This window comes from Enterobacter sp. BWH52 (assembly GCF_001037565.1).
In the GTDB taxonomy this organism is placed as follows: Bacteria; Pseudomonadota; Gammaproteobacteria; order Enterobacterales; family Enterobacteriaceae; genus Enterobacter; species Enterobacter hormaechei_C.
The window spans coordinates 273,758-288,582 of the sequence record NZ_KQ089854.1 but is presented as its reverse complement, the minus strand read 5'-3'; the positions used below and the strand labels follow the sequence as shown (position 1 = coordinate 288,582).

Genomic DNA, 14,825 nt, shown 5'->3' with positions numbered 1-14,825 from the left:
CTTAGGCAAAAACCTGATCTGGTGCGGTATACAGCGCTTTAATCGTCTCACGCAGCCAGAGGATTTTCGGATTATGGCTGTTCCGTTTATGCCAGATCAGCGTGAAGGGTACGGTGAGCTTTTCTGCCTGCGCCTCATCGATGGGAATGGGCAGACAGACCAGATTACGCTGGTGGAGTTGGTTGTAGTGATGGCAGTAGTGCGGCGCAGTGGCTATGTAGTTGTGATCCGGCTGGGCCGCCATAAACATCGACTGTTCAAAACCGGGCAAACTCATGGCGATGTTACGCTCCCGGCCCATCTCCCTTAGCACCTCGTCGAGCGCCCAGGTGTCACTGCGTTCCCAGAAGATGCTGATATGCGGGTAGCGCAGAAACGTCTCCAGATCCCACGCTTCCTGGAGCGCGGGATGATCCTCGCGCAAATACACGCACGGACGGTCACTGAACAGGATTTCGTAGTCGATAAACCACGGCATCAGCTTTAGCAGTTCGCGCGAGCGAGGGTGCGTTTCACGCCCGGTGAAGCCCAGATCCACTTCTCCGCGCGTAATGGCGTCCAGCGAATCGTAATCCCATTGCCGCAGCTTCACCGTCGCCTGTGGGTAGCGTTCATTCACCTGCTCCAGCAGGGTATTAAAGCGGATCAGCATCAGCGGTGTTTCGGCGGCGAGCACAAACTTAAGCCCGCCAGGAGAGCTATGGTGGAATTTATCGAGGATCTGGTTGCCAATCTGCATCCAGTCGGCCAAATCCTGTTCCAGACTCACCGTCAGCGGTGTGGGCAATAGCCCTAAAGGCGTTTTCACAAACAGCGGATCGTCGAACCAGTCGCGCAGCTTCGCCAGCGATTTACTCACCGCGGACGGCGTCACGTTCATCCGCTTCGCGGCTTTGGTGACGCTGCGCTCCTGCAACAAAAGTTGCAGGCAAAGTAAAAGATTAAGATCGAGACTGCTGATGGGCTTCTTCATAGTGCGCCGCGGGCTGGATGACCATAAGTAAGGTAATGCAGAGTATGCTACAGCCAATCAGAACCCCGATCAGCATATTCAGCGCGTTAAGGCCGATCACCGCCGCCAGCCAAATCCATAGCGAAGAACCGCAGACCTGCGCAATGCCCAGCACCGAGCTGGCCACGCCTGCCCGCAGCGAGAAGGGGCCAAGCGCCTGACTCATCGCCACACCAAAGCCGACGGAGAATCCGGCGCAGATCAGAGTAATGCCCACCAGCATTACAGCGTGTGAGGTGGCGGTCGCCAGGATCACGCCTGCGGCGAGAAACAGCGTCTGTGAGGTGAGCATCAGCGTGCGCTGGCGGAAGATGTTGAGCGCAAAGGGCGTTGAGAATGAAACCGCCATGCTCACCATCGCGGTTAGCGCCATCACCGTCGAATACTCACCGCGATCGAAGCCCATCGTCTCCATCAGCAACACCGGGGAAACGTTTACATAGGTGAGGATCACCGCCACGCTAAGCGTGGTGATTGCCAGCCGACTCAGGAAAAAGCGATTCACCAGCTTTTCAGCCGGATGGAGGGTTGCGGTGTGATATGGCTGTTGCGAACCGGGATGGGTCTCTTTCAGCACCGTCACGGACAGGATAAAGACGATGGCGCCCATGGCTGCCATGGTCCAGAAAAGACTCTGCCACGGAAATTTAAGCATAATCAGGTAGCCTACAACCGGTGCCAGCACCGGGATGATGCAGGTAATGCCGTTCAGCATCGACAGCACCTTGGCGCGGCGCTGGGCGCTCAAGGTATCGCGCAGAATGGCAAAGGCCACCACGTAACAGCCGCCTGCGCCAATGCCCTGGATAAAACGTCCTGACAGGAACATTGTGCTTTCCTGAGCCACTGAACAGAGTACTGATGCCAGCGCAAAGATAACTGCACCCGTAATCGCGACGGGCTGGCGGCCTGCTTTATCCGCGATTTTCCCGGCAAATACCATCGACGACGCCATTCCCGCGAGGTAGGCCGAAAACGCGATGTGCAGTTGCGCCTCGCTGGCACCCAGATCGCGGGCAATATGCGGTAGCCCCACCAGATACATATCAATGCCGGACGGATAAAGCAGAACTAATGCGAAACTACAAAACAGAAAACGCGCCATAAACCCCCCATAGATGCAGGCATGCAGGATAGGGGGTGAAAGGGGATTAGGCGAGTTGCCATTTGGACAATGGTGATTTCCCTGGAGGAAATCACCCTGTATTAACGTGAATTACTTACCAATGCAGAAGCTCGAGAAAATCCCTCCCAGCAGATCGTCCGACGTAAACTCCCCGGTGATCTCGCTCAGATTCTGTTGCGCCAGACGCAGCTCTTCCGCCAGCAGTTCACCGGCCCACGCGCCGATCAGCTGGGCTTTACCCTGCTCAAGGTGGCGAGCCGCCTCTTCCAGCGCCTGCAAGTGACGACGACGCGCCAGGAAGCCACCCTCCATGCTGGTGTCGAACCCCATGCTCTGTTTGAGATGGCTACGCAGGGCTTCCACGCCTTCACCGGTACGGGCCGACAGGCGAATAAGTGAGTGACCATTCACATCGCTGATGCCCAGCGTTTCGCCGGTAACGTCGGCCTTGTTGCGCACCACGGTGATCGGCAGTTTAGCCGGGAGACGGGCGATAAAGTCTGGCCAGATTTCAGCCGGGTCAACGGCGTCGGTTGTGGTGCCGTCCACCATAAACAGCACGCGGTCGGCCTGCTCGATCTCCTGCCAGGCGCGTTCGATACCGATACGCTCGACTTCATCGCTCGCATCGCGCAGGCCAGCGGTGTCGATGATGTGCAGCGGCATGCCGTCGATATGGATATGCTCGCGCAGCACGTCGCGGGTGGTGCCGGCTATGTCGGTGACGATCGCCGCTTCACGGCCCGCCAGGGCGTTCAGCAGGCTCGATTTCCCAGCGTTGGGGCGTCCGGCAATGACCACCTTCATGCCTTCACGCAGCAGGCTGCCCTGGCGCGCTTCGGCGCGGACGGCATCGAGATCGTTCATCACCTGGTTGAGCTGAGCTTCAATTTTACCGTCTGAGAGGAAGTCGATCTCCTCGTCCGGGAAGTCGATAGCCGCTTCGACATAGATTCGCAGGTGAGTAAGTGCTTCCACAAGGTGATTCACGCGTGCGGAAAACGCGCCCTGCAACGAGTTCAGCGCGGAGCGGGCCGCCTGTTCGGAGCTGGCGTCGATCAGATCAGCAATCGCCTCGGCCTGCGCCAGGTCGAGCTTATCGTTGAGGAAAGCACGCTCGGAGAACTCACCCGGCTTCGCAATGCGCAGGCCAGGCAGGGTCAGAATACGTTTTAACAGCAGGTCGAGGATCACCGGGCCGCCGTGGCCCTGAAGTTCCAGCACATCTTCGCCGGTAAAGGAGTTTGGGCCGGGGAACCACAGCGCGATGCCCTGGTCCAGCGGTGTGCCGTCAGCATCTTTAAACGGCAGATAATCAGCGTAGCGCGGCTTTGGCAGTTTACCCAGCACCGCTTCGGCCACCTCACGCGCCTTCAGGCCGGAGATACGCAGAATGCCTACACCACCGCGTCCCGGTGGGGTTGCCTGGGCGACGATAGTGTCGTTATGGCTCATGGTTGCTCTCGTTCAATACAAATAAAAAAGGCGGTCAATCGACCGCCCTTATTTTAGCGTTAAGTTACCGAATCAGGACTTTTTCTTTTCGCGGCTATGCAGGCCACGTTTTTCCAGACCACGGTAAATCAGCTGCTGCTGGATGATGGTCACCAGGTTGCTGACGATATAGTACAGCACCAGACCTGACGGGAACCACAGGAAGAACACGGTGAAGATGACCGGCATAAAGGTCATGATCTTCTGCTGCATCGGGTCGGTCACGGTGGTCGGAGACATCTTCTGAATGAAGAACATCGTCACGCCCATCAGGATCGGCAGGATGTAGTACGGGTCCTGTGCGGACAGGTCATGGATCCACAGGGCGAACGGCGCGTGGCGCAGCTCAACGGAACCCATCAGCATGTAGTACAGCGCAAGGAAGATTGGCATCTGAATCAGCAGCGGGAAGCAACCACCCAGTGGGTTCACTTTCTCTGCTTTATACAGGGCCATCATCTCCTGGCTCTGACGCTGTTTGTCATCGCCCAGACGCTCACGCATAGCCTGAATCTTCGGCTGTAGCATACGCATCTTCGCCATGGAGGTGTACTGCGCTTTAGTCAGCGGGTACATGATGCCACGAACGATAAAGGTGATAACGATGATGGAGAAGCCCCAGTTACCCAGGAAGCTGTGGATGAACTTCAGCAGCTTAAACAGCGGCTGAGAGATGAACCACAACCAACCGTAATCCACGGTCAGATCCAGGTGCGGCGCAACGGCAGCCATTTTGTCCTGGATTTCCGGGCCAACCCACAGGGTGCTTGCCAGTTTACCGGTTTGACCCGGCTGCACCAGAACCGGCTGAGATTTGTAGCCGATGGCTGCAATACCGTTGCCGAGGTTCGCGGTGTAGAAGTTGTTGGTACCGTCGTTATTCGGTACCCACGCCGTCGCGAAATACTGTTGCAGCATTGCGACCCAACCGCCTTTAGAGCTGACGTTCAGGTTTTCGTTATCGGCAATGGTGTCGAATTTGTATTTCTCGTACTTGGTATCTGGCGTGGAGTAAGCCGCGCCACGGAAGGTATGCAGCGCAAAGTTGCTGCTTCCGGTATCACGGTGAGACGGCAGATTGATGGACTGCTTCAGCTGACCAAAGGTAGAGATTTCCAGCGGTTTCGCACCGGCGTTCTGTACGCTGTAGCCCACGTTCACCGCATACTCACCGCGTTTCAGGGTGAAGGTTTTGGTGAAGGTGTTGCCTGCCGCGTCGGTGTAGGTCATCGGGATAACCAGTTCGTTCTGACCATCAGCCAGTACAAACGTGTCATTCTCGACGTTATACAGTGGACGCGCACCGTTAGCCGGATTATCCGGGCCGTCACGACCGGTCAGGCCGCTCTGCGCCTGGTAGATAAATTCAGGCGTGGTTTCCAGTAACTGGAACGGTTCGGTAGACTTCAGTTCTTTCGGGTAGGTCAACAGCAGCGCCTGCTCAACATCACCACCACGGGTGTTGATAGTCAGCTCAAGCACATCGGTCTTAACCGTAATCTGTTTCCCCTGGCCACTGGCCGGTACGCCCTGGTCGGCGGCGCTACCCGCTGCGGTGGTCGTGGTCTGCGTGGTCTGCTGCTGGGGTTGAGGATTTTTATCCTGCTCCCATGCCTGCCAGATCATGAAAGACACGAACAACAAAGCGATGATAAGAAGATTGCGTTGCGAATCCATCGTTAGTGTTCTCTGGTATCAAAAGGTCCTGGAGGGACGGGGTCGTCTCCACCTGGGTGTAAAGGGTGGCATTTTAATACGCGTTTCACCGTCAACCAACTGCCTTTTATCACTCCAAACCTGCGCAATGCCTCAATTCCGTAGCTTGAGCATGTTGGCGTGAAACGGCAGTGTGGCCCGAGTAGCGGACTAATCAGGCGTTGATAGACCCGAATGAGGGCTATCAGGACCCGCGAGCCAGGCGACAGTGGCGGCGCCATAATTTTTCCAACGCTTCCGAGAGAGCACGGTTATCGAGGTCGGCAACCCCTTTTTTCGCCACCACCACGAAATCCATTGAAGGCAGTTCGTGCTGACGTAAACGGAAACTTTCACGCGTCAGACGTTTAATCCGGTTGCGTTCATGCGCACGCTTAACGTTTTTCTTGGCGACTGTGAGACCGATGCGGGGATGCCCCAGCGAATTTTGGCGGCCGAGGATGGTGATTTGCGGCGTGCCAGCCCGTTGTGGCTGCTGGAAGACGAAAGTGAAATGAGTGGGAGTTAACAAACGTAACTCCCTGGGAAATGCGAGCTTAACCACTCAGGGGTTAGCTTTATTACTTGGAAACGGTCAGACGAGCGCGGCCTTTAGCACGACGACGTGCCAGAACCTGACGACCATTTTTAGTAGCCATACGAGCACGGAAGCCGTGAGAACGGTTGCGCTTCAGTACAGACGGTTGAAAAGTGCGTTTCATGGCGATTTCTACCTAAACTTGAATAAATTCACTGACTTTTGCGTATACCCGAACGAGATTCGAACGACTAACGCCTCAGCGTGGGTGATTAAAGAGGCCGGATTGTAATAATTGTACACTCCGGAGTCAATTCTCTTTCCTTATTTCCCGCGTATTTCCGCACGATTTCGCGTGGAAAATGAGCAACGGACGACGCAGGAAGATGAGCATCACGCGCCGGGTCGAGGATTATACGGGCTCGCCAACAAAGCGCAAGGATCGTCCCGGATCTTCGTTAGATCATTTAAGCCAAAAATTGTCTGTGCTCATTAAATTTTCCAATATGCGGCCTAAATCGCGAGGCACTCGCGTCAGGATCGTTTACACTTACCCGATTCCGGATCTTCCTGTGGATAAATCGGGAAGAATCTGTGAGAAACAGAAGATCTCTGGCTCAGTTTAGGCTATGATCCGCGGTCCCGATCGGGATCCAGCGATCCTGGTCGGGCATAAACACAACATCGTTCAGGCTGTATCAACGATAGCGTGTATAACCGCAGATAGCGGTTCGCACATCACCCTGATGGGGTCATGTCGATGTGCGCCAACAATCATGAATATTCAATAGTTTTCTTTTATTGTTCGAGTGGAGTCCGCCGTGTCACTTTCGCTTTGGCAGCAGTGTCTTGCCCGATTGCAGGATGAGTTACCAGCCACAGAATTCAGTATGTGGATCCGCCCGTTGCAGGCGGAACTGAGCGATAACACGCTGGCTTTGTATGCGCCAAACCGTTTCGTGCTCGATTGGGTAAGGGATAAATACCTTAATAACATCAATGGACTGCTGAACGATTTCTGCGGGTCAGATGCCCCACAGCTGCGTTTTGAAGTGGGCACAAAGCCGGTCACCCAAACCGTTCGTGAAGTTGTCAATGTGGCAGCCCCTGCACAGGCGGCGCCCGCTCCAGCGCCTCGCGTTGCACCGGCTCGTCAGGGCTGGGATAACGTTCCGGCCCCCGCTGAGCCTACCTACCGCTCTAACGTTAACGTGAAACACACGTTCGATAACTTCGTTGAAGGTAAGTCGAACCAGCTGGCGCGCGCGGCGGCTCGCCAGGTTGCCGATAACCCCGGTGGCGCTTACAACCCGCTGTTCCTGTATGGCGGCACGGGTCTCGGTAAAACGCACCTGTTGCATGCGGTGGGCAACGGCATTATGGCGCGTAAGCCCAATGCCAAAGTAGTGTATATGCACTCCGAACGCTTCGTTCAGGACATGGTAAAAGCCCTGCAAAACAATGCGATCGAAGAGTTTAAACGCTACTACCGTTCCGTTGATGCGCTGCTGATCGATGACATTCAGTTCTTTGCCAATAAAGAACGATCGCAGGAAGAGTTTTTCCATACCTTTAACGCCCTGCTGGAAGGCAATCAGCAGATCATTCTGACCTCGGATCGTTATCCAAAAGAGATCAACGGCGTTGAAGATCGTCTCAAATCCCGCTTCGGCTGGGGCCTGACCGTGGCGATCGAGCCGCCGGAACTGGAAACCCGCGTCGCGATCCTGATGAAAAAAGCCGACGAGAACGACATTCGCCTGCCGGGTGAAGTGGCGTTCTTTATTGCCAAGCGCTTGCGTTCCAACGTGCGTGAGCTGGAAGGGGCGCTGAACCGCGTTATCGCTAACGCCAACTTCACCGGTCGTGCGATCACCATCGATTTTGTGCGTGAAGCGCTGCGCGATTTATTGGCTTTGCAGGAAAAACTGGTCACTATCGACAATATTCAGAAGACGGTGGCTGAGTACTACAAGATCAAAGTGGCAGATTTACTGTCTAAACGTCGTTCCCGCTCGGTGGCGCGTCCGCGTCAGATGGCGATGGCGCTGGCAAAAGAGCTCACCAACCACAGCCTGCCGGAAATCGGTGATGCGTTTGGTGGCCGTGACCATACGACCGTGCTGCACGCCTGTCGCAAGATCGAGCAGTTACGCGAAGAAAGCCACGACATAAAAGAAGATTTTTCCAATTTAATCAGAACATTATCATCGTGACGCTATGAAATTTACCGTTGAACGTGAACATTTATTAAAACCGCTGCAACAGGTGAGTGGCCCATTAGGCGGCCGCCCTACGCTGCCTATTCTTGGAAACCTGCTGCTTCAGGTCGCGGACGGTACGCTGTCGCTGACCGGCACAGATCTGGAAATGGAAATGATCGCGCGCGTTACGCTGACTCAGCCGCACGACGCGGGCGCGACCACGGTTCCGGCACGTAAATTCTTTGATATTTGCCGTGGGCTGCCGGAAGGCGCTGAAATCGCCGTGCAGCTGGAGGGCGACCGCATGCTGGTGCGCTCTGGCCGCAGCCGTTTCTCCCTCTCCACGCTGCCCGCTGCGGACTTCCCGAACCTGGACGACTGGCAGAGCGAAGTTGAATTTACCCTGCCGCAGGCGACGATGAAGCGTCTGATTGAAGCCACGCAGTTCTCCATGGCGCATCAGGACGTTCGTTACTACTTAAACGGCATGCTGTTCGAAACCGAAGGTGAAGAGCTGCGTACCGTGGCGACCGACGGTCACCGTCTGGCGGTCTGTTCCATGCCGATTGGCGATTCACTGCCAAACCATTCGGTGATCGTACCGCGTAAAGGCGTAATTGAACTGATGCGCATGCTCGACGGCGGCGATACCCCACTGCGCGTGCAGATTGGCAGCAACAATATTCGTGCCCACGTGGGCGATTTTGTCTTCACATCGAAGCTGGTAGACGGTCGTTTCCCGGATTATCGCCGCGTATTGCCGAAGAATCCGGACAAAATGCTGGAGGCGGGTTGCGACATCCTCAAGCAGGCGTTTGCGCGTGCCGCTATTCTCTCGAACGAGAAATTCCGCGGCGTACGTCTGTACGTGAGTGAAAACCAGATCAAAATCACCGCCAACAACCCGGAGCAGGAAGAGGCAGAAGAGATACTGGACGTCACCTACGCCGGGGCTGAGATGGAAATCGGCTTCAACGTCAGCTACGTGCTGGATGTGCTGAATGCACTGAAATGCGAGAACGTTCGCATCCTGCTGACTGACTCCGTTTCGAGCGTACAGATTGAAGATGCCGCATCACAGTCGGCTGCTTATGTTGTCATGCCAATGAGACTGTAATGTCGCTCACCCGTCTGTTGATCCGCGACTTTCGCAATATCGAAAGCGCGGATCTCGCTTTATCCCCTGGCTTTAACTTCCTGGTTGGCGCGAACGGCAGCGGCAAAACCAGCGTGCTGGAAGCCATCTATACGCTCGGCCACGGCCGGGCGTTTCGCAGTTTGCAGATTGGTCGCGTGATTCGCCACGAACAGGATGCGTTTGTGCTGCATGGGCGTTTGCAGGGCGCAGAGCGGGAAACCGCCATCGGCCTGACCAAAGACAAGCAGGGCGACAGCAAGGTGCGCATCGACGGCACCGATGGCCACAAGGTGGCGGAGCTGGCGCTGCTGATGCCGATGCAGCTGATTACGCCCGAGGGGTTTACTTTACTCAACGGCGGCCCCAAATACAGAAGAGCGTTCCTCGACTGGGGATGCTTTCACAATGAAGCCGGTTTCTTTAACGCCTGGAGCAACCTGAAGCGTCTGCTTAAACAGCGTAACGCCGCATTGCGCCAGGTCACGCGCTACGCCCAGCTGCGTCCGTGGGACATGGAACTCATCCCTCTAGCGGAACAAATCAGCCGCTGGCGTGCCGAATACAGCGCAGGTATCGCCGAAGACATGGCCGACACCTGCAAACAGTTTTTACCCGAGTTCTCTCTCACCTTCTCTTTCCAGCGTGGCTGGGAAAAAGAGACGGACTATGCCGAGGTGTTAGAGAGAAGCTTCGAGCGCGATCGCATGTTGACCTACACCGCGCACGGCCCGCACAAGGCGGATTTCCGCATTCGTGCCGACGGTGCGCCGGTGGAAGACACGCTGTCGCGCGGGCAGCTCAAGCTCCTGATGTGTGCGCTGCGCCTGGCGCAGGGGGAGTTCCTCACCCGCGAAAGTGGGCGACGCTGCCTGTACCTGATAGATGATTTTGCCTCGGAACTTGACGACGCGCGGCGCGGGCTGCTTGCCAGCCGCTTAAAAGCCACGCAGTCGCAGGTTTTCGTCAGCGCCATTAGCGCTGAACACGTTATGGACATGTCGGACGAAAATTCGAAGATGTTTACCGTGGAAAAGGGTAAAATAACGGATTAACCCAAGTTGAAATGAGCGAGAAACGTTGATGTCGAATTCTTATGACTCCTCCAGTATCAAAGTCCTGAAAGGGCTGGATGCGGTGCGTAAGCGCCCGGGTATGTATATCGGCGACACGGATGACGGCACCGGTCTGCACCACATGGTATTCGAGGTGGTAGATAACGCTATCGACGAAGCGCTCGCGGGTCACTGTAAAGACATCGTGGTCACCATCCATGCGGATAACTCCGTCTCCGTCACCGATGACGGCCGTGGCATCCCAACCGGTATTCACCCGGAAGAGGGCGTCTCCGCGGCGGAAGTCATCATGACCGTTCTGCACGCAGGCGGTAAGTTCGATGATAACTCCTATAAAGTTTCCGGCGGTCTGCACGGCGTAGGTGTATCCGTAGTAAACGCCCTGTCGCAGAAGCTGGAGCTGGTTATCCAGCGCGAAGGCAAAATTCACCGTCAGATCTACCAGCACGGCGTGCCTGAAGCGCCGCTGGCCGTCACGGGCGATACCGAGAAAACCGGTACCATGGTGCGTTTCTGGCCGAGCCTTGAAACCTTCACCAACGTCACCGAATTCGAGTACGACATTCTGGCGAAACGCCTGCGTGAACTGTCGTTCCTGAACTCCGGCGTGTCGATTCGTCTGCGCGACAAACGCGACAACAAAGAAGACCACTTCCATTACGAAGGTGGTATCAAGGCGTTCGTTGAGTATCTGAACAAGAACAAAACGCCAATTCACCCGAATATCTTCTACTTCTCTACTGAAAAAGACGGTATCGGCGTGGAAGTGGCCTTGCAGTGGAACGACGGTTTCCAGGAAAACATTTACTGCTTCACCAACAACATTCCACAGCGCGACGGCGGTACGCACCTTGCGGGCTTCCGCGCGGCGATGACCCGTACCCTGAACGCTTACATGGACAAAGAAGGCTACAGCAAAAAAGCGAAAGTCAGCGCCACCGGTGACGATGCCCGTGAAGGCCTGATTGCCGTGGTCTCCGTGAAGGTGCCGGATCCGAAGTTCTCCTCACAGACCAAAGACAAGCTGGTCTCTTCTGAGGTGAAATCGGCGGTTGAACAGCAGATGAACGAACTGCTGAGCGAATACCTGCTGGAAAACCCGTCCGACGCGAAAATCGTGGTGGGTAAAATTATCGATGCGGCGCGTGCCCGTGAAGCGGCGCGTAAAGCGCGTGAAATGACCCGTCGTAAAGGCGCGCTGGACCTGGCAGGCCTGCCGGGCAAACTGGCTGACTGTCAGGAACGCGACCCGGCGCTGTCTGAACTGTACCTTGTGGAAGGGGACTCCGCGGGCGGTTCTGCAAAGCAGGGCCGTAACCGCAAGAACCAGGCGATTCTGCCGCTGAAGGGTAAAATCCTCAACGTTGAGAAAGCGCGCTTCGACAAGATGCTCTCTTCTCAGGAAGTGGCGACGCTCATCACCGCGCTCGGCTGCGGCATTGGTCGCGACGAGTACAACCCGGACAAACTGCGTTATCACAGCATCATCATCATGACCGATGCGGACGTCGACGGCTCGCACATCCGTACGCTGCTGTTGACCTTCTTCTATCGTCAGATGCCGGAAATCGTTGAGCGCGGCCACGTCTACATTGCGCAGCCACCGCTGTACAAGGTGAAAAAAGGCAAGCAGGAACAGTACATTAAAGATGACGACGCGATGGATCAGTACCAAATCGCGATCGCCCTTGATGGTGCGACCCTGCACGCAAACTCCAGCGCGCCAGCGCTGGCCGGTGAGCCGCTGGAGCGTCTGGTCTCCGAGTTCAACGCCACGCAGAAAATGATTGGCCGTATGGAGCGTCGCTATCCGAAAGCGCTGCTGAAAGAGCTGATTTATCAGCCGACCCTGACCGAAGCCGATCTGAGCAACGAGCAGAACGTCACCCGCTGGGTGAACACCCTGGTGAGCGAGCTGAACGAGAAAGAGCAGCACGGCAGCCAGTGGAAGTTCGACGTTCAGCAGAACGCTGAGCAGCAGTTCGAGCCGATCGTGCGCGTGCGTACCCACGGCGTCGATACCGACTACCCGCTGGAGCACGAGTTTGTTACTGGTCCGGAATACCGCCGTATCTGCACCCTGGGCGAGAAGCTGCGCGGTCTGATCGAAGACGATGCGTTCATCGAACGTGGCGAGCGCCGTCAGCCGGTGGCAAGCTTCGAGCAGGCGCTGGAATGGCTGGTGAAAGAGTCCCGTCGCGGCCTCTCTATTCAGCGTTATAAAGGTCTGGGCGAAATGAACCCGGATCAGCTGTGGGAAACCACCATGGATCCGGAAAGCCGCCGCATGCTGCGCGTTACCGTTAAAGACGCGATTGCAGCGGATCAGCTGTTCACGACCCTGATGGGCGATGCGGTTGAACCACGTCGCGCCTTCATCGAAGAGAACGCCCTGAAGGCGGCGAATATCGATATTTAATCGTCGCTTTACGACAACATAACTGGCCGCGCTTTAGCGCGGCTTTTTTATGGACGCAGGAAACTCCAGCGACATCACTGCCGGTAAACGTTTGACCAGCATATCTATGGCAATTCTTACCCTTAGCGGCAGGTGTGGCGTCTGCTGCCAGACGGCATGAACGTCGAAGCGTACATCCGGGGCCTGCTTAAAGAGCGGGACAAGATTTCCCTGATGAATTTCTTTGATGACCATCCAGCAGGGTAACCATGCAATACCGTGGCCGGCCAGCGCCGCGTCGCAGATCGCCTGCAAATCATCCATATTGAGGGATGAGCGGGGAATAAACGTGCGCGACGTGCCATCGTAATCCATCAGCTGCCAGGGTAAGACTCTGCCCGCACGCGTGTAGTTAATGGCCGTATACTGGCGTAAATCATCAACGCTTTGCGGCTGGCCATTCTTAATCAGATAATCCGGCGCGGCACACAGAACCATTCGGTGCACCCCCAGCCTTCTGGCGACCAGCACGGCGCTGTCAGCCAGGGTGCCATTGCGCACCGCCATATCAAACCCTTCTTCCACAAGATCCACGATGCGGTCGCTAAAGGACATTTCAAGCTCAAGCCCGGGATGCTCCTGCGCCAGCTCTATTAGCAGCGGGGCGATACACTGGCGACCAAACAGCACCGGCATGGCAACACGCAGCCGACCGCTGACCTGATGTTTTCCGGTTTCAAGCTGCGATTCAGCGCCACGGATCTCTTCCAGCGCGCGCAGGCAGCGTTCATAAAAAAGCGCGCCGTTATCGGTCAGCCTCTGGCTGCGGGTGGTCCGATGAAACAGACGAACCCCCAGCCTCTCTTCAAGACGAGCAATGCTTTTTCCTACCGCCGAGCGCGACAAATGCAGACGGACGGCGGCCTGGGCAAAACTTCCTGCCTCAACGGAGGCAACGAAAACGGGAATATCTTTCAGCGTATCGGTCATGGATGAATTGTATCAATTTGGTCATCAATGATGGGAAAACTTATCGCCACTGGTGACGCTGAGTCAACGGTAGACTGTCAGAACTGAAAATCATCTGATGACAGGAGAAAAAAATGACAGCAACAATGCAACGCTGGTCAATGGATGCCCTTGGTCGTGAAAGCCTCAGGCTCGTTCAGGAGCCTGTTCCACAGCCAGGCCCGGGAGAGGTTCGCGTACGGGTAAATGCCGTTGCGCTCAACTACCGGGATAAAATGGTGATTGAAGGCACGATGCCGATTCCGCTTTCCTTCCCGTTTACCCCAGCATCTGACATGGCAGGCGTGGTGGACAGCATCGGTGAAGGCGTTACGCGTTTCAAACCCGGCGCACGCGTCATCTCAACCTTCTTCCCGGAATGGATCGACGGCAAGCCGCAGGCAGACGCGCGCGATTTGCCCTATAAAACGTCCGGTGGATACTTCCAGGGCATGCTGGCCGAATATGTGATTGTGAGTGAAAACGCGCTGGTGGCGTCCCCGGAAAGCCTGGATGACGCTGAGGCCAGTACGCTTCCTTGCGCGGGGCTTACCGCATGGTTCGCGCTGGTGGAGCGCGGTCATTTACGCGCCGGGCAATCGGTGCTGGTACAAGGGACGGGCGGTGTGGCGCTATTCGCTTTGCAGATAGCAAAAGCGCACGGCGCAGAGGTGTTTGTCTCCTCGGGAAGTGATGAAAAACTGGCGCGGGCCAAAAAGCTGGGGGCCAGCCATGGCATCAACCGACTGAAAGGCGACTGGGCTGAAAATACGCTGGCACTGACGCAGGATCGCGGCATCGACCATATTATCGAAACCGTGGGTGGGGAGAACCTGAGACATTCCCTGCGCGCCGTTGCCGTTCATGGGCGGATATCGGTCATTGGCGTGCTGGCCGGGACAGAAATTTCTCTGCCTGCAAGCGAGCTGTTGCTGAAATCCCCCGTCATTCAGGGGATTGGGGTTGGACACCGCCGGGCGCTGGAAGATTTTGTCCGTGCTGTTGATGTCACGGAGTTAAAACCGGTGATTGAGCATCGCTACCGCTTTGACGAGCTGGAACAGGCGCTTGAGCATCTGGATCGCGGTGCGTTTGGCAAAATCGTTCTCACCCGCGAGTGAGTTCCCGTTCCCGGGATA

General features: G+C 56.1%; 13 protein-coding genes. 5 read left to right on the top strand and 8 right to left on the bottom strand.

Annotated elements, in window-relative coordinates:
* Position 1: 1 nt before the first annotated feature.
* The 7 genes from yidZ to rpmH all read right to left on the bottom strand — a co-directional run bounded on the left by yidZ (position 2) and on the right by rpmH (position 6,049).
* Positions 2–973, bottom strand: a complete 972-nt coding sequence (gene yidZ, locus SK47_RS01400) for an HTH-type transcriptional regulator YidZ (RefSeq protein WP_022652106.1) — start codon at positions 971–973, stop codon at positions 2–4.
* Positions 942–2,117 carry an MFS transporter gene (locus SK47_RS01395; protein ID WP_003861141.1) on the bottom strand — a complete coding sequence of 392 codons (1,176 nt, stop codon included), beginning with the start codon at positions 2,115–2,117 and terminating at the stop codon, positions 942–944. The genes yidZ and SK47_RS01395 overlap by 32 nt, the downstream gene beginning before the upstream one ends.
* A gap of 111 nt (positions 2,118–2,228) precedes the next feature.
* The gene (mnmE, locus tag SK47_RS01390) at positions 2,229–3,593 is read right to left on the bottom strand and encodes a tRNA uridine-5-carboxymethylaminomethyl(34) synthesis GTPase MnmE (RefSeq protein ID WP_048243376.1); all 1,365 of its coding nucleotides are present in this window, start codon (positions 3,591–3,593) and stop codon (positions 2,229–2,231) included.
* 72 nt (positions 3,594–3,665) lie between these two features.
* Complete coding sequence (gene yidC, locus SK47_RS01385) at positions 3,666–5,309, bottom strand: membrane protein insertase YidC (RefSeq protein WP_003861138.1); 1,644 nt, start codon at positions 5,307–5,309, stop codon at positions 3,666–3,668.
* A gap of 2 nt (positions 5,310–5,311) precedes the next feature.
* Positions 5,312–5,569 carry a membrane protein insertion efficiency factor YidD gene (yidD, locus tag SK47_RS22805; RefSeq protein ID WP_001307474.1) on the bottom strand — a complete coding sequence of 86 codons (258 nt, stop codon included), beginning with the start codon at positions 5,567–5,569 and terminating at the stop codon, positions 5,312–5,314.
* The gene (rnpA, locus tag SK47_RS01380; RefSeq protein WP_003861126.1) at positions 5,533–5,892 is read right to left on the bottom strand and encodes a ribonuclease P protein component; all 360 of its coding nucleotides are present in this window, start codon (positions 5,890–5,892) and stop codon (positions 5,533–5,535) included. Before rnpA ends, yidD begins: the two co-directional genes overlap by 37 nt.
* Before the next feature lie 16 nt (positions 5,893–5,908).
* Positions 5,909–6,049 carry a 50S ribosomal protein L34 gene (gene rpmH, locus SK47_RS01375; protein ID WP_000831330.1) on the bottom strand — a complete coding sequence of 47 codons (141 nt, stop codon included), beginning with the start codon at positions 6,047–6,049 and terminating at the stop codon, positions 5,909–5,911.
* Positions 6,050–6,686: 637 nt separating this feature from the next.
* Between rpmH and dnaA the strand changes: the two genes are divergently transcribed.
* Genes dnaA through gyrB form a run of 4 tightly spaced genes read left to right on the top strand, consistent with a single transcriptional unit; the run spans position 6,687 to position 12,699 of the window.
* Entirely contained in the window at positions 6,687–8,081 is a 1,395-nt protein-coding gene (gene dnaA, locus SK47_RS01370) for a chromosomal replication initiator protein DnaA (RefSeq protein WP_003861124.1), read from the top strand.
* Positions 8,082–8,085: 4 nt separating this feature from the next.
* Positions 8,086–9,186, top strand: coding sequence for a DNA polymerase III subunit beta (gene dnaN / locus SK47_RS01365; protein WP_048243374.1), 1,101 nt, complete (start codon positions 8,086–8,088; stop codon positions 9,184–9,186).
* Positions 9,186–10,259, top strand: coding sequence for a DNA replication/repair protein RecF (gene recF, locus SK47_RS01360; protein WP_022646527.1), 1,074 nt, complete (start codon positions 9,186–9,188; stop codon positions 10,257–10,259). Before dnaN ends, recF begins: the two co-directional genes overlap by 1 nt.
* A gap of 28 nt (positions 10,260–10,287) precedes the next feature.
* Positions 10,288–12,699 (top strand): DNA topoisomerase (ATP-hydrolyzing) subunit B, encoded by a 2,412-nt coding sequence (gene gyrB, locus SK47_RS01355; RefSeq protein WP_045336045.1) that lies wholly within the window; start codon positions 10,288–10,290, stop codon positions 12,697–12,699.
* A gap of 33 nt (positions 12,700–12,732) precedes the next feature.
* Here the strand turns inward: gyrB and SK47_RS01350 are convergent, their stop codons facing one another.
* Positions 12,733–13,668, bottom strand: a complete 936-nt coding sequence (locus SK47_RS01350; RefSeq protein WP_003861115.1) for a LysR family transcriptional regulator — start codon at positions 13,666–13,668, stop codon at positions 12,733–12,735.
* Between the two features lie 113 nt (positions 13,669–13,781).
* On the opposite strand from SK47_RS01350, the gene SK47_RS01345 reads away from it, so the two are divergent.
* Positions 13,782–14,807, top strand: coding sequence for a zinc-dependent alcohol dehydrogenase family protein (locus SK47_RS01345; RefSeq protein ID WP_048243372.1), 1,026 nt, complete (start codon positions 13,782–13,784; stop codon positions 14,805–14,807).
* Positions 14,808–14,825 lie beyond the last annotated feature (18 nt).